This window comes from Sorangium sp. So ce887 (genome assembly GCF_051521455.1).
Lineage (GTDB): Bacteria > Myxococcota_A > Polyangia > Polyangiales > Polyangiaceae > Sorangium.
Genome location: NZ_CP150354.1, coordinates 3512700 through 3531316, shown reverse-complemented (window position 1 = coordinate 3531316; position 18617 = coordinate 3512700). Strand labels below are relative to the sequence as shown.

Below are 18617 nucleotides of genomic sequence, written 5' to 3'. Positions count from 1 at the left end.
CTAGCCGTTTCTGCCGGCCGAGCGAGGGGCGGCGGGCTCAGGGACGCTGATCGCGCAGCATCGCGTTGAGCATGGTCAGGAGCTTGTGCATGCAAGTCACCAGGGCGACCTTCGGCTCCTTGCCCCGCGCAGCGAGCCGCCCCTTCCCGTCTCCCCGGCCGCGTTGCCGCTCCGTGCCCCACCTCCGCCGCTCGCCTCCCCGCCTCCGCCGCTCGCCTCCCCGCCTCCGCCGCCGTCGCCAGCGATCCTGCGCTTGCCGCAGCAGCCGATCACCACCGGCTGCTGCCACGGCAGCAGCGGAGCCACCCGCCGCGCCTCCACGGCGGCGACCGCACTGGCCCGGTTGATGCATGCGCCGGCGGCGGCACCGGCGGACTCTCGTCCCCCTGGGTCGCGCCTCGCCGGCCTCCGCACCGGCCCGCCCCATCGGCCCCCCACCAAGGAGACCTCGCGTGATCGAGCTCTTGAGCGACGCCCGCTGCATCGACGGCAATTTCCGCGTCATGGTCTGAGTGCAGCGTGACGCTCCCCGCGCCGGCGCTCTCCCCCGCGCGGGGCGAGCTCCGCCAGGAGAGCCAACGACCGTCGGCTCATGAGGGCGCGCTGGGCGCCCAGGACAACTCGGTGGAATCCAAGACCTCTCTGCAGCGCGCCCCCGGCGCTCCGGCGCTCCCGGATACGCCCTTCCGGTTCATCGTTCACTTCGTCGGTCGTTACCGCGCCTGGTATCTGGCGATGTTCGTGTTCGAGTCGGCCCACGCCTCGTTCGGGATCATGATCCCCTACGCCATCGGGCAGGTCATCAAGGGGGTGACCGAGGCGTCGGACGCCGGCCGGGCCGCGCTGAGCGGACGGCTGCGCGACGCGCTGGCGCTGTTCGTCGCGCTCATCGCGGGCGAGTTCCTGTTCAGCCGCGCCGCGGGGCTCTGCCAGATCCTCGTCGGGCCGTGGCAGCGCCAGAACGTGACCCGCAACCTCTACGCCTACCTCCAGCACCACTCCCATCGATATTTCAGCAACAACTTCGCCGGGGCGCTCGCCCACCGCATCAGCGAGACGTCGATGGGGGTCTCACAGACGCTGTGGGCCATCCTGTTCGACTTCTGGCCCATCGCCATCGTCTTCTCCGTCTCGATCGGCCTGCTCTACCGCGCTCACCCGGAGCTCGCGGCGCTCGTCTCGGTCTGGGCGGTGCTGTTCGTCGGCATCTCCTACTGGCTCGCGACGCGCTGCCAGCCGCACGCGGTGCGCGCCGCGGGCGCGCGGAGCGAGACGACGGGCAAGCTCGTCGACTCGGTCGCAAACCTCACGAGCGCGCGGCTCTTCGCCCGGTTCGGCTTCGAGCGCGAGTACCTGGACGAGCAGCTCGCCAGGGAGCTCCGGGCGGTGCGCCGGTCGAACTGGTACTCCGAGCGCGTGCGCTGGTTCCAGTTCGCGTCGGCCGCGCTGCTCAAGGTGGGGACGCTCTACTACGCGCTCAGGCTCTGGCAGCGCGGCGCCATCGGCGTCGCCGAGTTCGTCATGGCGACCAGCCTGTCGCTCCTCATCATCAACGAGGCGCGCAACCTCAGCCGCCGCTTCCTCGAGTTCTTCGAGTTCGTCGGCAACGTCGCGAACGGGGTGAACACCATCATCCGCTCCCACGAGCTCGTCGACCGCCCCGATGCCGTCGCGCCGAGCCTCGATCGCGGCCGGATCGAGCTCCGGAACGTGACCTTCGGCTACACGCCCGATCGCCCGATCTTCGAGGGCCTCGACGTGACGATCCCGCGCGGCCAGCGCGTCGGGCTCGTCGGCTTCTCCGGCTCAGGCAAATCCACCTTCGTCAACATCCTCCTGCGCCTCTACGATATCAACTCCGGTCAGATCCTGATCGACGGCGTGGACCTCCGCGACATGACGCAGGACGCGCTGCACGCGCAGCTCAGCCTGATCCCGCAGGACCCGAGCCTCTTCCACCGGACGCTCCTCGACAACATCCGCTACGGGCGCCTGGACGCGACCGACGAGGAGGTCGTCGAGGCCGCGCGCAAGGCGCGCGCCCACGATTTCATCCTGCAGATGAAGGAGCACTATCGGTCCATGGTCGGCGAGCGCGGCGTCAAGCTCTCGGGCGGCCAGCGCCAGCGCATCGCCATCGCGCGCGTCATCCTGAAAGACGCGCCGATCCTCATCCTCGACGAGGCGACGTCGAGCCTCGACTCGATCACCGAGAAGGCCATCCAGGACACGCTCGACGGGGTCATGAAGGGCAAGACGGTGCTCGTCGTGGCCCACCGCCTCTCGACGATCGTCCACCTCGACCGCATCCTCGTGTTCGAGGACGGCCAGATCATCGAGGACGGCACCCACGCCGAGCTGCTCGCGCGGAACGGGGCCTACCAGCGGCTCTGGAGCAAGCAGTCGGACGGCTTTCTGGTGGAGAGCCCCACCGGGGAGCCGGCGCCGAGCGAGGCGCCGCCGAGCGACGCGCCGTCTGTCCGCGTCCAGGAGGCGCCGCGCCCGCAGCCGTCGGCCGGGAGCGCCGACGGGCTACCGCTGTCCGCGCCCCTGAAGGCGTGGGAGGCTCCGCTCGCCTGAGCGGCGCCGGCCCGAGCAGGCCGGGAGCCACGGGCGCCTCGGGCGGGGCCGCGCCTCGGCGGTCGGCCTACCGTCTCCGCGCGCAGGTGGGATGGGCCGAGCTCACCTGAAGCTCCACGGCTGCGGCTGGTCCATCCGGGCCCGGAAGCCCTCCTCCCAGCGGACGAGCCGAGGCGTGAGCCACGCGACGCCGACGGCCAGAGCGACGCCGGCCACCACGTCGACCGCATAGTGCCAGCGGAGGAGCATGGTGGAGATGATGATGTTCAGGGAGAAGAACGCGGCCACCACGGCCGGCCAGAAGAGGCGCCTGTCCGTGCGGGCGCGGTGGAACGTGTACAGGGCGAACCAGAGCGGCGCGGCCGTGTGCAGGGAGGGAAAGACGTCCTTCATCGCGCCGCCGGCCTGCACGACGCTGCTCACACAGCCCCAGAAGAAGCCGCCGTCGAGCGGCCCCTGATAGAGGTGGCTCAGCGCCTGGATGGGACCGTAGGCGGGGACCGCCATGTAGCCGAGCTGGCCAATGCAGTAGACGAGCGAGGTGCCGACCGCGTACTCGGTCGTGCCGCGGCCGAGGCGGGCGACCCAGACCGCCAGCGCCATCGAGAGGAAGCAGATGAAGAAGTAGCTGAAGTAGAAGAAGGAGAACCACTCCACGACAGGACGCGTGTTGAAGCGCTCCATCCAGAGCGCCGGCTCGACCCGGAAGAGGAGGAGGTCGAGGTGGAGGAGCTCCGCGTCGAGGCTGTCGCTCCGGACCGTCGGCAGGAGGGTCCGGAGCGAGAGGTAGTTGAGGAGGAAGGCGCCGACGAGCGAGAGCCGGTAAACCACGCTCCGCAGCAGGCGAGGGACGAACGTCGCGCGGCGCACGAACACGCAGAGGGACACGAGCGCGGCGATGCCGGCCAGATTGCGGAGCACGCACTCCGCTCGCACCTCGCTCGGCGGCGCGCCGAGCAAGCAGACCGTCGTCACGGCGAGGTAACCGATGAGGATCGCGTCCTGGAGGGCGAACATGGCGACCAGGCCGCGCAGCGCGTCCCTGAGGAGCGCCCCGGCGCGCTCGACGTCGACCAGGCCGCGGGAGCCGGCGTCCTTATCACAGTCCGTTGTAAGCCTCTCTTGCATACAGGAAGGTTCCAGGGATGGCGTGGTGCGGGCGCGGGTCGCTTACGTCAGTTGGCGTCAGTTGGCGTCAGGTGCGTCCGTTGCGTCAGGTCGCTCTGTATCACGTGTGGCGTCGCCGTGACATCCGCGACGCACCAGCAAGTCGGGGGAGCAACCCGGGGGCCACGCGGTCGTCGAGTTTTCGACGGGCTTGCTTCGCGGTGCGTGACAGCCGCAAGGCGCCCGCCGCGCTCCGGAGCGCCCCCGGCGCAGCCTACCGCCGCGGCGGCGCAGCCCACCACCGCCGCAGCGGGCCGCATGCGCGTTCGCACGCGCACGACGCCGCTTCGCGCGCGTGCGAACGCGGCGACGCAGCGGAGCCGCTGCTACGCGTCTCACCCCCTTGCTCTGTCGCTTCCGGCACCGCGCTGCCGAGCTCCAGAGCGCGCAGAATCTGCGCGACTGCGCGCTCCGCAGGATCTGCGCGCGTGCCGCACCCACCGCGCCAGTCGGAGGCCGGTGATGGCGATCGTGAACAGCTCAGTGACGTCTGGATCACCCCGTTCGCGGCCACGCCGGCCTTCTCCCATCGGCCGACCGGCGCGCGCATCGAGGTGGACGGCGAGCCCCTGCCCCACGAGATCGTCAACGGCTCCTGGTCGATCCCCGTGACGGCGGCGCTGTGCAGCGTCCATTGTTTGAACAGGGCAGGAGGGTGCGAAGACGGGTGAGACTCCGATGATTTCACATCTTCCCGTCTTCTCGCCTTCATGTGAGATCTCTCCGGGCGAACGACCGCGCACCGCGACTGCGCGGCGCCGATGCGAGCGGATGACCGGGCTCGTCTGCGCCTGAAGAGCGATGAAGGCCAAACGCAATGCGCTGAGCTCGCGAGCTCGGGTGCATCCGCTCGACGCGGATCTCGGGGCGGATCGCGCTGCGGAACGAGGCGCGATAGCCCGCGCGCCCACGGCCGGTGAGGCAGTCTGCCGCGTGGCGGATCCTTGGCTGGAAACCGGGATCAGCCAGGCTGAGCAGCGCACGGTGCAAGCTGAGCAGCGCAGGCCGGCGGCGGGATCGCGATCTGGGCCGCGACGCGCTTGCGCCCGCACGCAACCTTGTCGTTCGAGGCGGGTGGGACGCATCCTGGACGCTCGCGAGCTCGCACGGAAATCCGCGGGTGCCTCGCAGGATCTGCGCCGGAGAAGCCCAGTAACCCTGGGGTCTTCTCCATGGCATCCACGTTGCAGTCACCCCTCCCGCCGACATCGTTCAGCGGAGATCCGACGGGCACGCCCCTGGGTTGCCCCGTGACGGTGCTGAGCGATGCGCCAGACACCAAGGAGACATCTCATGGCACAGCAACAAGGACAGAGCAGCAGTCGTGGGTTCGCGGCGATGGATCAGAAGCAGCAACGCTCGATCGCGAGCATGGGCGGCAAGGCCGCGCACGAGAAGGGCACGGCCCACGAGTTCAGCTCCGAGGAGGCGCGCGCGGCCGGCCGCAAGGGCGGCGCGGCCGTGAGCCGGAACCGCGAGCACATGGCCGCGATCGGCCGCAAGGGCGGCGCGGCCGTGAGCCAGAACCGCGGGCACATGGCCCAGATCGGCCGCAAGGGCGGCGAGGCGCGGGGCGACGGCGCGAGCGCCGCGCAGGGCGAGGGCGAGGACGAGCGCGAGCAGGGCGGCCGCGACGAGCAGCACGTCGAGGCCGGCCCGCAGAGCCGCGCCCACTGATCCGCGCGGCTGCCCGGCGGACGCCGGCGCTCGGGTGCGCGCGGCAGCTGGATTCACCAGCTGCTCGCGCGCACCGCCGCGATGCGGCGCGCGGAGCGCACGGCAGCGCCGCGCCCTCGATCGGATGCGTCAGGGCGAAAGGGTGACGAGGAAGACGTCGCCGTTGCCGCGATTGCGCGCAGGCGCGCTGTGCTCGAGGGCGGGGAAGCCTTCGCCGAGATCGAGCCGCTCGCCGAAGAAGAGGCCCGCCACGACCGTGTTCCCGCCGCCGGTGATCGCCTGAGCGGTGGTGTACGAGAAGAACTGATCCCGGTAAACATCGGACCAGAGCTCCTCGGAGAAGTCCGGGCTGAGCTTCGCGACGAACGCGTCGCCCGTGGCGGGCGCCCCGATCGAGACGGGCGCTCCGCCGAGCGCCAGCGACCGGGTGAAGTAGCCGCTCAGCACGTGGTTGCCCCAGGGATCCTGCGAGAAGCCCCAGACGAACTCGTCGCCGTCGGACAGGAACGCGCGCGCGGCGAGCGGCTCGCCCGCCGCGGCGTCGAGCCGGGCGACGTAGAGGTCGTATCCCGCCGCCTCGGTGTGCTCGACGTCGGTGGAGCCGACCCGGAACGCCGATCCGTGGTTGCCGAGGACGACGGGATGGCCGTCGAGGCCCACGCTGACGAACTTCGCGTACTGCTCGCCGGCGGCGCCCAGCGGGCGCGCCCAGACCAGGCTGCCCGACGCCAGATCGAACCGGACGACGAGCCCGTCGATGCCGTAGATCGGCTCGACGCCGCCGTCGCCCCCGGCGCCTCCGGCGCCGGAGGTCTCGCCGTCGACGGCGCTCTCCACGATCTGGCCGTCGATCTCGAGGATGCCGCCGAACGCGCCGGTCGCGTAAAGGGCCGAGTCGCTGACCGCGATGCTGCGGAAGCGCTGCCAGCTGTTCGCGGACCCGAATCGCTTGCTCCAGAGGTGGCCGCCGGCGGCGTCGAGCCTCGCGACGACGACGTTGGCGCTGCCGGTGCCCGTGAGCGCGGCCCCGGGATCCTCGCTGAAGTTGATGGCGCCGTCGACGATGCCGAGGACCACGATCTCGTCCTCCGCGGTGACGGCCACGGCCGTGGCGGACTGGCCGAGCGCGTCGCCGAAGCGCTTGCTGAAGAGGTGATTGCCGTCGGGGTCGAGCTTGGCGACGAAGAGGTCCCGCCCGCCGGCGCTCACGAGCGCCGTGCTCGGGTCCGCGCCGAAGTTGAGGGTCCCCTCGAACTCGCCGGCGACGACGACGTTGCCGCTCGAGTCCGTAGCCACCGCGAGCCCGTACTGTTCGGACCCGTCGCCGAAGCGCTTGCTCCAGACGTGGCCCCCCGCCGCATCGAGCTTCACCACGAAGAGGTCGTGTCGGCCCTCGCTCACGAGGCGGTCGGCCTCGTCGCCGAAGTTGATCGCCGACTCGAAGCCGCCGACCAGGACGATGTTCTCGTCCTGATCCGCCGCGATCGCCTCGATGCTCTCTTTCTTCTCCTCGCCGGCGCCGAACCCCCAGAGGGCCTCTCCGAGGAACGCGGGAGGCTCGCCGCCGCCGCCGCTGCCGTCGGCGCCCCCTGCGCCGCCGCTGCCGCCCGCGCCGCCGACGCCGCTCGGTCCGCCGGCGCCGCCTTCGCCGCTGCCGCCCGCGCCCCCTGCGCCGCCGGCGCCGCCCTCGCCGATGCCGCCTGCGCCGCCTTGCCCGCCGATGCCGCCTGCGCCGCCTTGCCCGCCGATGCCGCCCGCGCCGCCGCTCCCGCCTTGCCCGCCCGCGCCGCCGCTCCCGCCTTGCCCGCCGGCGCCGCCCTCCCCGCCGGTGCCGCTGCCGCCCGCGCCACCTTCGCCGCCGACGCCGCCTTCGCCGCCGTCCCCGCCGGCGCCCCCGGCGCTGCTCGACGACGCGGTGGTTCCACCGCCAGGCTCCGAGTCGCAGCCGTCGCAGCCCAGGGGGAACCCCATGCTCGTCAGAAGAGCAATCTGGGCCACTCTCGTCACGATGTGCGCTCTCATCATTCCTCCATGTCTCGACGAAGAACCCGCGCCGCGCGGCGTTCGGTGGAGCCGAGGATGGTCCGGTACCCATCGCTGTGGGGTGTCGAACGTCCTATCCGCTGTGTCGTGGAGCTGGAGTACGCGTGCCCGCCGATCGAATCAACAGCTGTCTCGGCGAAATCCGGGGCGACAACCTGCTACCTCCCGGTTCCGCCTCCACAGCACGTCCCGTCTCCACAGCGCGCCCCGCCTCGACAGCGCGCCCGCGCGTCGCTCTCCCACACAGGAGATGCGCTCCGGCGCGCGACAGTCACGCGCGCCCCGCCCGGTGCAGGTTTGTCTCATCGTGACGGAATGCCTCACCGCGGGCGCGCGACAAGCGCGGCGACTTCGGCCGAGCGCGCCGTGCTGGAGCAGCGGGCGGTCACGGTATGCGATCTGCATCGTCCAGCAGCCTGATGCAGACGGCCTGGCTTCAGCGCGCGACGATCCTCTGTGCGCTCGCGCTCTCCGCGTGCAGCGGCGACAAGAGCCGCGCCCGCGAGAGCGTCGGCGCCCCCGAGGGCGGCGTCGCGCCGCAGGCCGGGGCGCCGCAGACCGGAGCTCCGGAGGACGCGGCGCGCGAGAGCGCCGGGCCAGTGCGGGCGTCGCCGTTTCGCGTGGCCACCTACAACGGCGGGCTCGCGATGGGTGTGCTGAAATATGTCGACGAGCGGGCGGAGCCGCTCATCCGCGCGCTCGCCGAGCAGCCCGTGGACCTGCTCTGCGTGCAGGAGTTCTGGCTCGAGGAGCACTGGCAGCAGCTCGCCTCCGCCACGTCCAGCACGTTGCCGAGCACGTTCAGGCTGCCCCCTGGCCACGAGGACGGCGGCTGCACGCCGCAGGAGACCGATCCGCTCGTCGCGTGCGCCGCGAAGAGCTGTGCCGGCTTGACCCAGCACGCCTTGCTACCATGCCTTCTCCAGCGCTGCGCGGCGAGGCTCACCAGCCTGTCGCCCGGTTGCTTCAACTGCCTCTCTGCGAACCCGCGGCAGGGGCCTGATGAGCTTGCTCGAGCGTGCCTTCGCGCGCGAACGAACAGCAACGCCGCCGGCGCGCGTCCCCCCGCGCGCGCCGGCGGCGCGGCGGCCGTGGAGGCCTACTCCGGGGCCTCCGGCACCGCCGTCCTGACGAGCGCCGAGATCCTCGAGCGGGACGCGCTGGTGCTCCCGTCCGCGATCGATCGCCGCGCCGTGCTCTATACGCGGCTCTCGCCCCCTTCCGTCGGCGAGCTCCACGTCTTCTGCACCCACCTCACGGCGAGCCTGGAGGGCGTCCCGCACCCCCGCAACGCGTCGTGGCAGAAGGACCAGTCCGCGCAGATCGACGCGCTCCTCGACTACGTGGACCGCAAGACGGGCGGCCGCGGCGCGACCCTGCTCCTCGGCGATCTCAATACCGGCCCCGCCATCGCGCCCTCGATCTCGGCGCGCCTGCCCGCCCATTACAACCGGCTGCTCGCGCGCGGCTTCGCGAACCCCTACGCATCGCAGGGGGACGCGCAATGCACGTATTGCTTCGACAACCCCCTCGACGGGGGGAAGGGCACCCGCGGGCTGCTCATCGACCACGTGCTGCTGCGCGGCTTCGAGGGCGACGCGTACGGAGCCCAGATCATGCGGTCGAGCCTCACGATCGAGGCGGGCAAGAAGAAGGTGAAGAGCGGCTATTCCGACCATTACGGGCTGCTCGTCACCCTGTCGAGGCGCGACTCATGACGCGCCCGGCGCGCCGCCCGGGCGTTCTTCTTCAACGCGCCGCCCCGGCGGCGACAGAGCACCACGCCTCGCGGGAGGCGGGCGAGACGACCGATCACCGAGACCGAGCGCCGGGATGCAGCCCTTGGCGTCCACACGCGGAGAGTTTATGACGGATCGAGCCTGCGACAAGAACACCGCCTGGACCCACGCCGTTCTCCCTCCGATGGCCCCCCTCGCGACCGACCACACGGCGGACGTGTGCGTGGTCGGCGCCGGGATCGCCGGGCTGACGACGGCGTATCTCCTCGCGAAGGCCGGCAACCGCGTCGTCGTCCTCGACAACGGCGCGATCGGCGGGGGCGAGTCGGGCCTCACCACCGCGCACATCACCCACGCGCTCGACAGGCGCTGGGCCTCGCTCGCGAAGCTCCACGAGGTGAGCCGCCTGCGCCTCGCCGCGCGGAGCCACACGGCGGCCATCGACACCATCGAGCGCATCGTCAAGGAAGAGGAGATCGACTGCGATTTCCGGCGTGTCCACGGCTATCTCTTCGCGGCCCCGGGGTCGCCCTCGATGACGCTCCGCGACGAGATCGAGGCCGCGCACCGCGCCGGGCTCGGCTCGACCCATTACGTCGACCGGGCCCCGCTGCTCGATTTCGACACGGGCCCCGCGGTCTGTTTCCCCGATCAGGCGCAGTTTCATATCCGCAGGTACCTCGCAGGGCTCTCGCGGGCGATCGAGCGCGACGGCGGCAAGCTCTACACGCTGGCGCACGTGGTCGACGTCGACGAGGACGCGGTGCCCCACAAGGTCGTCGTCAGGACGGCGCGGGGCCTCGAGGTGGTCGCAGGCCAGGCGGTGCTCGCCACGAATTCCCCCTTCATCCCGCGCATCAGCGTGCACATGAAGCAGGCCGGATACAGGACCTACGTCATCGGCCTGCGCATGCCCCGGGACGCCGTCCCGCCGGGCCTCTACTGGGACACGGCCGAGCCGTTCCATTACGTCCGCCTGGCCAACGTCGACGGCGCCGACGGCCCGGACGAGGTGCTCATCGTGGGCGGAGAGGACCACAAGACCGGCCAGGCCAGCGACGCAGACCAGCGCTACGCGCGGCTCGAGGCGTGGGCGAGAGAGCGCTTCACGCAGGCCGGCGAGGTGCTGCACCGCTGGTCCGGCGAGGTGATGGAGACGGTCGACGGGCTCGCGTACATCGGCCGCGTCAAGAGGGACTCGAGGATCCTGATCTCCACGGGCGACTGCGGCAACGGCATGACGCACGGGACGATCGCCGGGCTCGTGATCTCGGACCTCGTGCAAGACCGGGAGAACCGGATGGCGTCGCTCTTCGATCCCTCGCGCGTCAACCTGAGCCTGGCCGCGGTCTCCGAGTTCGTGAAAGAGAACGTCAATGTCGCCTGCCAGTACGCCTCGTGGCTCGGCAAGGGCGATGTCGGCGACGTGGCGCAGATCGCGCCGGGCACCGGCGCTGTCGTGCGCAGGGGCCTGAAGAAGCTCGCCGTCTACCGCGATCCGCAGGGGCAGATCCACGAGAGGTCGGCCATGTGCTCCCACCTCGGCGGCATCGTGTCGTGGAACCCCGCGGAGCGCAGCTGGGACTGCCGCTGTCACGGCGCCCGGTTCGACGCCATGGGCCGCGTCCTCCGCGGGCCGGCGACGGCCGATCTGGCGCCCGTCGCGCCGGTCGAGGCGCCCGCCGGCGCCGGAGAGTCCGTGACGCCGCCGAGGGCGCCGGCGGTCGTCGCCGTCCCGGTGACGGCCGTGAGCCTGCCCCAGAATCGCCCGGCCAGCTGATCGGCGAGCACGCGACACACGACATACGATGAGCGCGCCACGAGCGCTTGAGCGCGTCATGAGAGATTGCGCGCGATGCGCGGGCGAGGGCGCAGTTGACCCCCGCGCGAGCCGCGTGCGATCATGACCAGGTGATCCGGGACGGTCCCCGGCAGCTTGGTGATGAGATGAAATTGCTGCGCCCTCGTGCCTCCCGCGCCGCAGGCATAGCCCTGGCTGTCCTCTCGGTCGCCGGGGCGCTTCCGGCGTGGGCCGAGCCCTCGGCGGCCGATCGACAGACAGCGCGGACGCTCCTCATCGAGGGGCGCAAGAAGCGCGACGCGGGGGACGTCGCGGCCGCCCGCGCGGACTTCCAGGCCGCCCACGCGCTCGTGCGCGTCCCGACGACGGGGCTCGACCTGGCGCGCGCCGACGAGGCGCTGGGCCGCCTGCTCGAGGCCCGCGAGACGGCGTACGAGGTCGTCCACCTGCCCCTCGCGAAGGACGAGCCCTCGGCGTTCACGCAGGCGCGGGCGGCGGCCGCGGCCATGGTCGAGCAGCTCGACGCGCGCATTCCGTCGCTCGTGGTGCGCGTCGACGGCGCGCCGCTGGACCAGCTCGATGCGCGGGTGGACGGCCAGCCGATCCCCCGCGCGGCGCTCCCCTACCCGCGCAAGCTCAACCCCGGTCGCCACGAGGTGGTGGTGGCGGCGCCCGGCTTCCAGACGGAGCGGCGCGAGGTCACGCTGAAGGAGGCGGAGCGCGCCCCGGTGGAGGTCCGCATCGCCCTCGTCCCGGGGCGCGGGGCCGAGCCGGAGGCCGGCGGGGGTGGCGGGCAGCCGCCGCCCGAAGGCGCGCCGCCGGTGCCCCGCGCGCCCGTGCCGATGTGGGCCTGGGCGGCGGGCGGCGTGGGCCTGGCGGCGCTCGCGGGGAGCGCGGCGTTCGCGATCGACCACGCGGCCGCGCGCGACAAGGTCGAGAACGACTGCCCCGGGGCCGTGTGCGATCGGCGCGCCCACGACTTCGAGAGCATGGAGGCGCTCCGGGGGCGATGGAACCGGAGCCTCGGGCTGTCGGTGACGCTCGGCGCGGTCGGCCTCGCCGGCGTCGGCGCGGCGCTCGGCGGCATCCTGCTGCGGCCCAGGACGGGAGACGAGCGCGCGGCGGCGTCGCTCGTGCCGCTCTTGACCCCCACGACGCAGGGCGTGGTGTGGCAGGGAACGTTCTGATGTTAACGCAAAATTACATTATCATTGTAATCACGACGGTGTTTGGCGGCGTGGTGCTCGGCGGCGCAGCGCTCGGTTGCGCGCCGGACCTCAGCCTCTCGGCCGCGACGGGCTCGGGGGGCGCCGGGGGTGCCGGGGGCTCCGGGGGTGAGGGCGGCCGCGCGCCGCAGTCGGGCGGCGAGGTGCAGTGGGCGCGCGCGCTCGGGGGTGACGGGGAGCAGGCCGGAGCGAGCGTGGCCGTCGCGGACGACCGCAGCGCGGCGCTCCTCGGCCGGCTCACGGAGGCGGAGGGCGTGGCCCTCGACGACGAGCGCGTGACGCCGATCGGCGTGGAGAACGTCTTCTGGGCGCGGCTCGCGGCGAGCGACGGGGCGGGGCTCGGGCTGAAGCGGTTCGGGGCGTTCGATCCGCAGATCGTGAACGGGCTCGCGACGGACGGGAACGAGGGCCTCCTTGTCGCGGGCGAGTTCTCCGGCAAGCTGGAGTTCGGCGGCGCGCCGCGGACGAGCGCCGGCGGGCGGGACGGCTACGTCGCGCGGCTCGACGCCGAGGGGCGGGAGCTGTGGCTGCAGCCGCTCGGGGGCATCGGCTTCCAGGCGGCGACGGGCGTGGCGGCGAGCGCGACGGGGCGCATCGTCGTGACCGGCCGCTTCTCCGGCGCGCTGAGCCTCGGCAAGGACCGGCTCCAGAGCGCCGGCGGCAGCGACGTGTTCGTGGCGAGCTTCGAGGCCGACGGGACGCCGCTCTGGAGCGAGCGGTTCGGCGACGGCTTCGATCAGCAGGCGCGCGCGGTCGCGATGGACGAGCTCGGCAACGCGATCGTGGTCGGGGACTTCGCCGGGACGCTCGACCTCGGCGGCGATCCGCTGAAAAGCGCCGGGGATCTCGACGTGTTCGTGGCGAGCTTCGACGCGCTCGGCAAGCACCGCTGGAGCAGGCGCTTCGGCGACGCGGGGCTGCAGCGGGCCAGGGCCGTGGCGGTGGACGGCGCGGGCAACGTGATCGTGGGCGGGGAGTTCGGCGGGGCGATCGACCTCGGCGGCGGCCCCCGGGTGGCCGGAGCGCGCCCGGCGGTGTTCGTGGCCAAGCTCGATGCGAGGGGCGGGCACCTCTACAGCCGGGTCATCGGCGAGGAGGGCGCGACGCTGGGCCAGCTGCTCGTCGACGGGACGGGGGACGTGCTCGTGGCGGGGGGGTTCCGCGGGGAGGCGTCGCTCGCGGAGGGGCCCGTGACGAGCGCGGGAGACGACGACGTGTTCGTGGCCAAGCTCGATCCGGAGGGCGGCTACCGGTGGAGCCACCGCTTCGGCGGGGCGGGCGCGGACCGGGCGACGGGGGTGGCCATCGACCGGGAGAGGCAGGTGTTCGTCACGGGGGCGTTCACCGGGAAGGTGATGTTCGGGGAGAAGCAGCTCGAGGGCGGCGAGGGCACGGACGTGTTCGTGACCAAGCTGTCGCCATGAAGCGGCTGTCGCCAGGAAGGATGGAGGCGCGATGAAACGTGCGATGACAAGGGGCGTGCGGTCGCGCGGGCGACGGCTGGCGATGGGGCTCACGGCGGGCGTGATCGGGCTGATCTTGCCGGTCGCGGGGTGGGCGGGGCTGGATCTCGATTCTGACGGGGTCGCCGATCCGAACGACAACTGCCCGTCCGTGGCCAATCCGGATCAGGGGGACACGGACGGCGACGTCGTCGGCGATGCCTGCGACAACTGTGAGAGCGTGATCAATCGGGATCAGCGGGACTCGGATGAAGACGGCCTCGGCGACCTCTGCGACAACTGTCCTGTCGCGGTGAACCCGGACCAGGGGGATGCGGAGGGGGACGGCGCCGGCGACAGCTGCGACGACGATGACGACAACGACGGTGTCATCGACGCTGACGACAACTGTCCTGTCGCGGCGAACGCCGACCAGGCGGACGCCGATGGAAACGACATCGGAGATGCCTGTGAGTCCGGGGACGACGACGGCGATGGCATCGCGAACGACGTCGACAACTGTCGCGACGTCGCGAACCCGCTCCAGGAGGACAGGGACGACGACAAGCTCGGCGACGTCTGCGACAACTGCCCCGCGACGCGCAATCCGAACCAGGAGGACAGAGACGGCGACGGCATCGGCGACTTCTGCGAGCCCGACGTCGACGCCGACGGCGACGGGCTCGTCAACGCCGAGGACAACTGCCCTGCGGATCGGAACCCGGACCAGGAGAACACGGACGGCGACAGCCTCGGGGACGCCTGCGATCCGGACAGCGACGACGACGGCCGAGACGACGAGGAGGACAACTGCCCCGTCGACTCCAACATCTTCCAGGAAGACACGGACGGCGACGGCATCGGCGACGCCTGCGAGGAAGACGACGACAACGACGGCATCGCGGACGAGCGGGACAACTGCCCCCACGTGTCGAACCAGGATCAGTCCGACGGCGACGCCGACGGCCGCGGCGACGCCTGCGACCTCGACGCCGAAGCCGATGGCGACGGCGACGGCATCCCGAACGACGTCGACAACTGCCCGGAGGTCCCGAACCCCGATCAGACGGACGCCGACGAGGACGGCGTGGGCAACGCCTGCGCCGACGGCGACGGCGACGGCCTGACCGACGCGGCGGACAACTGCGACGAGGAGCACAACCCCGCTCAGGCCGACAGCGACGGGGACGGGCAGGGCGACGCCTGCGACGAGGACGACGACAACGACGGTGTGCCCGACGCGGCGGACAACTGCGGCGCCGTCCCGAACGCCGATCAGGCCGACGGCGACGACGACGATCTGGGCGACGCCTGCGACGTCGATGACGCGGACGACGACGACGACGGCGTCCCGGACGGCGACGACAACTGCCCGCTCGCGGCCAACGCGGATCAAGCGGATGGCGACGCCGATGGGCTCGGTGACGTCTGCGACGGAAGCGGCAGCGTGGGCGGCGGCGGGACGGGCGGCGGCGAGATCGCGGCGCCGGAGGTCTCGTCCGGCCTGGTCTGCGCGATGCAGCGAGGCGAAGGCGGCGGTGCGCTCGTCGGCCTCGTGGCGCTCCTCGCCGGCGCGCTGGGCCTGGGCTCCCGCCGGCGTCGCGGTCGGGCGGCGTGATCGCCGTCGCGCGCGGCACGGCGGCGCAGCGGCGCCAGGAGCCCTGAAGGGCTGTCGGCGCGCGGCACGGCAGTTCCGTCATCTGGACACGAGGGCGAGAAGGTAGGAGTTACGCCAACACCGTATCGCCCACGCTCGTTCCTTGTTTCCTGAGAGAAGAAACCACAGAGAGGCACAGAGGAGAGAACAAGGAAACGCTGTGTCCTCTGTGTCCTCTGTGCCTCAGTGGTTCAAATTCCTCCCTATCACATGACCAGGAATCGGGGAGCGACGCGAGCGCCCGCTCGGTGACTACCTGGGAATTGCTGCAAGCAAGGGGTGGGTTATCACCCATCACCCCACGCGGGTTCCGGGCGGGCTTCGCCATGATCTCGGTCCGCGCATTTTTCTGAGCCGTGATGTCGCGTCGGTGTAACTGCTCCGGCTGAACGCGCCGGTACGCCCGCTGCGCAGCCCGCGCTGCGGGCGGGGGCGGCTTGAGCCACCTTTGGAGACACCATGCGCCTTGCTCTCCCGCTCTCTCTTTCATTGCTGATGACCACGCTGTTCGGAGTCCACCTCGTCGCCGGCTGCAGCGACAGCGCCGTGGATGGCGCCGCCCCGTCCGGCGGCGCAGGCGCAGGCGACAGCGGCGGAGGCGCCGCAAGCGGCGGCGGCAGCGCGAGCGGCGGCGGCAGCGCGAGCGGCGGCGGCAGCGCGAGCGGTGGCGGCAGCGCGAGCGGCGGCGGCGGGGCCGGCACGGGCACCGCGGGCGGCGGAGGCGTCGCGCTCCCGACCAGCATCGTCGAGTGCCAGGGCAAGACGTACCAGTGCGGGGATCTCATCGACAACGATGAGGACGGGCTCCTCGACGCGCAGGATCCGGACTGCCTCGGCCCGTGCGACAACACCGAGGACAGCTACTACGGCGGGATCCCCGGCCAGGCAGGGCCGGCGTGCACCGTCGATTGCTATTTCGATCAGGACTCCGGGGCCGGCAACGACGATTGCCACTGGAACCATCAGTGCGATCCGAACGAGGTCGCGCCCGGATATCACCCGGAGTCGAGCAACGGGGCGATGTGCGCCCATGACCCTGGCGCCTCGACGCCGGGCGCCGACGGCAAGAGCTGCAGCCAGCTCAAGAGGGAGCAGTCCGATACCTGCCACGACGTCTGCGGTCCGCTCACGCCGAACGGCTGCGACTGCTTCGGTTGCTGCGAGCTGCCGGCAGGCAGCGGGGCGTATGTCTGGCTCGGCTCCGACGCCGACGGCACCGGCGAAGGCTCGTGCTCGCGCGACGGCATCTCCGATCCGAGCCGCTGCGAGCCGTGCATGCCCGTGGACGCCTGCCTCAACGACTGCGGCCGCTGCGAGCTGTGCCTCGGCAAGGACACGCTGCCCGCCGACTGCTTCGAGGCCGGCACCGGCGCCGGCGGCGGCGGGGCCGGCGGCGCGGCCGGGACCGGCGGCGACGGCGTGGGCGGCGGCGCGGCCGGGACCGGCGGCAGCGGGACCGGCGGCGACAGCGGAGGCCAGTGCGCGCCGGAGGTCCAGCCGTGCGGGCTCGCCGGCCAGGAGCCTTGTGACGCGTACCACTACTGCATCACCGGCTGCTGCCAGCCCATTGTGAACTAGCGATCGTATCGCCCACGATCATCCCTGGTTTCGTGAGCGAAAAAGTCTGAACTATAGAGACACAGAGTACACGAACGTCCTCGTTCTCTCCTCTGTGCTCTCTGTGCCCCTGTGGTTCCTTCCCTCGTGAAACCAGGGAAAACCATGAATAACACAGAATACACAGAGGTCTGTTCTCATGCTCCTCTGTTCCCGCTGCGCCTTCGTGGTGTAGTCCCTCCGCACGGACCGGAGACGAGCTTGGGGGACGCAGCGCCGAACGCCCGCGAGCTGAGAAGTTGTGCCTGCGGTGACGACACTTGGTTTGAAAGGAGACGAGTCAATGGGGATGCGCTCGATGGCTGTTGGGATGCTCTGCGCCGTGACGGCGATGGGGTGTGGCGGCGACGACGACGAGGACCAGCCGAAGAGCTGCTCGGTGGCCGAGCAGACGGGGTGCACGGCGCCGCAGGTGTGCGAGGAGGTGGAGGGCGCCGAGCCCGCTTGCTTCGACCCGGTGACCCTGAAGGGCCGCGTCTACAACTCGCTCGATGACAAGAGCATCGCGGGCGCGCGAGTGCTCGCGCGGGACCCGAACGACGCCGTGATCTCCCGGGTGGCGATCACGGGGGCCGACGGCAGCTACGAGCTCGCCGTGCCGGCGCGGCGCGACGCGAGCGGGGCTCCGGTCAAGACCGATGTCACGCTGCGCGCCGACGCGCTCGCTCACGAGACCTTCCCGAAGGCGCCGCGGGTCGCGTTGCCGATCGACCTCGCGACCGCGTCGGGCAAGCCGCTCGCCATCGCGTCGGCGGCCACCGAGATCGCGCTGTTGCCGCTGTCGGACAGCGAGGGCCTCGGCTCCATCTCCGGGGTCGTCCTCGCCGACCAGCCCGGCGGGACGCTGGTCGTCGCGGGCGGCGCCACCGGCGCGGCCGATCTCGACGGCAGCTACACGATCTTCAACGTGGCCGCGGGCGAGGTCACGGTGAAAGGCTATGGCGCCGGCCTCGCGCTCGACACGGCGAGCGCGACCGTCAGCGCGGGCAAGGAGACGACCGGCGTCGATCTGCACGCCACGGGAGACGCCACGGCGATCGTGAGCGGCAAGGTCGAGATCGTGAATGCGTCCGGCGGGAGCGGGACCTCGGTCATCCTGGTCGTGGCCGATACGTTCGATGAGATGACCGCCCGCGGCGAGACCCCGCGAGGGCTCCGGCAGGGCAACGTGACCGGCGAGTTCTCGATCGCCGGGGTGCCTGACGGCGAGTACGTGATCCTCGCCGCGTTCGAGAACGACGCGCTCGTGCGGGATCCTGATACGTCGATCGGCGGGACCGAGATCGTGCGCATCACGGTCTCCGGCGAGGACCACCCTGTCCAGGAGTCGTTCAAGGTGACCGGCGCGCTCGCCGTCGTCTCGCCCGGCGCGAGCTCGCTCGACGAGGTGAGCGGGACACCGACCTTCGTCTTCGAGGACGATTCCAGCGAGGATCTCTACGAGGTGACGCTGTTCGACGCGCTCGGGGCGAAGATCTGGGAGAACCTCGAGGTGCCCAGGGTGTCGGGGAGCGAGAACGTCTCTGTCGCGTACGACGGTCCAGCGCTGGACTCGGGGATGATCTATCAGTTCAGGGCGACCTCGAAGAAGGACAGCACGCCCATCGCGCAGACCGAGGACCTGAAGGGGGTCTTCCTCTACAAGTGATCGCGGGGGCGCGCGCGGCG

The 18617-nt window shown here is 71.6% G+C and carries 12 protein-coding genes and 1 pseudogene; 10 read left to right on the top strand and 3 right to left on the bottom strand.

Going from position 1 to position 18617, the window contains the following annotated elements; translation table 11 throughout:
* Nucleotides 1–37 precede the first annotated feature (37 nt).
* Nucleotides 38–139, bottom strand: a pseudogene (locus tag WMF36_RS13330) (IS110 family transposase); the annotation flags it as partial.
* Nucleotides 140–735: 596 nt separating this feature from the next.
* Between WMF36_RS13330 and WMF36_RS13325 the strand changes: the two are divergent.
* Entirely contained in the window at nt 736–2580 is a 1845-nt protein-coding gene (locus WMF36_RS13325) for an ABC transporter ATP-binding protein (protein WP_437581905.1), read from the top strand.
* A 102-nt stretch (nt 2581–2682) separates the two neighbouring features.
* Here WMF36_RS13325 and WMF36_RS13320 read toward each other — a convergent pair whose 3' ends face one another.
* Nucleotides 2683–3708: a phosphatase PAP2 family protein gene (locus tag WMF36_RS13320; protein ID WP_437579967.1), complete on the bottom strand. Its 1026-nt coding sequence runs from the start codon at nt 3706–3708 to the stop codon at nt 2683–2685.
* Nucleotides 3709–4175: 467 nt separating this feature from the next.
* On the opposite strand from WMF36_RS13320, the gene WMF36_RS13315 reads away from it, so the two are divergent.
* Together WMF36_RS13315 and WMF36_RS13310 are read left to right on the top strand one after the other, a co-directional pair.
* On the top strand, nt 4176–4418 hold the full coding sequence (locus WMF36_RS13315) for a hypothetical protein (RefSeq protein ID WP_437579966.1): 243 nt from the start codon (nt 4176–4178) through the stop codon (nt 4416–4418).
* Between the two features lie 622 nt (nt 4419–5040).
* A complete protein-coding gene (locus tag WMF36_RS13310) occupies nt 5041–5424 on the top strand; it encodes a KGG domain-containing protein (protein WP_437579965.1) in 384 nt (127 codons plus the stop codon).
* Nucleotides 5425–5553: 129 nt separating this feature from the next.
* On the opposite strand, the gene WMF36_RS13305 is transcribed toward WMF36_RS13310, so the two are convergent.
* The gene (locus WMF36_RS13305) at nt 5554–7395 is read right to left on the bottom strand and encodes a PE-PGRS family protein (RefSeq protein ID WP_437579964.1); all 1842 of its coding nucleotides are present in this window, start codon (nt 7393–7395) and stop codon (nt 5554–5556) included.
* Nucleotides 7396–7859: 464 nt separating this feature from the next.
* On the opposite strand from WMF36_RS13305, the gene WMF36_RS13300 reads away from it, so the two are divergent.
* The 7 genes from WMF36_RS13300 (at nt 7860) to WMF36_RS13270 (ending at nt 18597) form a co-directional block, all read left to right on the top strand.
* On the top strand, nt 7860–9185 hold the full coding sequence (locus tag WMF36_RS13300; RefSeq protein ID WP_437579963.1) for an endonuclease/exonuclease/phosphatase family protein: 1326 nt from the start codon (nt 7860–7862) through the stop codon (nt 9183–9185).
* Between the two features lie 148 nt (nt 9186–9333).
* On the top strand, nt 9334–10986 hold the full coding sequence (locus tag WMF36_RS13295; RefSeq protein WP_437579962.1) for an FAD-dependent oxidoreductase: 1653 nt from the start codon (nt 9334–9336) through the stop codon (nt 10984–10986).
* Between the two features lie 167 nt (nt 10987–11153).
* Nucleotides 11154–12194 (top strand): hypothetical protein, encoded by a 1041-nt coding sequence (locus WMF36_RS13290; RefSeq protein WP_437579961.1) that lies wholly within the window; start codon nt 11154–11156, stop codon nt 12192–12194.
* Complete coding sequence (locus tag WMF36_RS13285; RefSeq protein ID WP_437579960.1) at nt 12194–13657, top strand: hypothetical protein; 1464 nt, start codon at nt 12194–12196, stop codon at nt 13655–13657. Before WMF36_RS13290 ends, WMF36_RS13285 begins: the two co-directional genes overlap by 1 nt.
* A 31-nt stretch (nt 13658–13688) precedes the next feature.
* The gene (locus WMF36_RS13280; protein ID WP_437579959.1) at nt 13689–15293 is read left to right on the top strand and encodes a thrombospondin type 3 repeat-containing protein; all 1605 of its coding nucleotides are present in this window, start codon (nt 13689–13691) and stop codon (nt 15291–15293) included.
* 498 nt (nt 15294–15791) lie between these two features.
* Nucleotides 15792–16910 (top strand): hypothetical protein, encoded by a 1119-nt coding sequence (locus WMF36_RS13275; protein ID WP_437579958.1) that lies wholly within the window; start codon nt 15792–15794, stop codon nt 16908–16910.
* 337 nt (nt 16911–17247) lie between these two features.
* Nucleotides 17248–18597: a hypothetical protein gene (locus WMF36_RS13270; RefSeq protein WP_437579957.1), complete on the top strand. Its 1350-nt coding sequence runs from the start codon at nt 17248–17250 to the stop codon at nt 18595–18597.
* Nucleotides 18598–18617 lie beyond the last annotated feature (20 nt).

Bases quoted from the DNA above. Each gene is read 5' to 3' on its own strand.
- WMF36_RS13325 (WP_437581905.1), top strand. From the start codon at position 736: ATGTTCGTGTTCGAGTCGGCCCACGCCTCGTTCGGGATCATGATCCCC.
- WMF36_RS13295 (WP_437579962.1), top strand. From the start codon at position 9,334: ATGACGGATCGAGCCTGCGACAAGAACACCGCCTGGACCCACGCCGTT.
- WMF36_RS13280 (WP_437579959.1), top strand. From the start codon at position 13,689: ATGAAACGTGCGATGACAAGGGGCGTGCGGTCGCGCGGGCGACGGCTG.
- WMF36_RS13275 (WP_437579958.1), top strand. From the start codon at position 15,792: ATGCGCCTTGCTCTCCCGCTCTCTCTTTCATTGCTGATGACCACGCTG.
- WMF36_RS13320 (WP_437579967.1), bottom strand. From the start codon at position 3,708: ATGCAAGAGAGGCTTACAACGGACTGTGATAAGGACGCCGGCTCCCGC.
- WMF36_RS13300 (WP_437579963.1), top strand. From the start codon at position 7,860: ATGCGATCTGCATCGTCCAGCAGCCTGATGCAGACGGCCTGGCTTCAG.
- WMF36_RS13290 (WP_437579961.1), top strand. From the start codon at position 11,154: ATGAAATTGCTGCGCCCTCGTGCCTCCCGCGCCGCAGGCATAGCCCTG.
- WMF36_RS13305 (WP_437579964.1), bottom strand. From the start codon at position 7,395: ATGGGGTTCCCCCTGGGCTGCGACGGCTGCGACTCGGAGCCTGGCGGT.
- WMF36_RS13310 (WP_437579965.1), top strand. From the start codon at position 5,041: ATGGCACAGCAACAAGGACAGAGCAGCAGTCGTGGGTTCGCGGCGATG.
- WMF36_RS13270 (WP_437579957.1), top strand. From the start codon at position 17,248: ATGGCTGTTGGGATGCTCTGCGCCGTGACGGCGATGGGGTGTGGCGGC.
- WMF36_RS13285 (WP_437579960.1), top strand. From the start codon at position 12,194: ATGTTAACGCAAAATTACATTATCATTGTAATCACGACGGTGTTTGGC.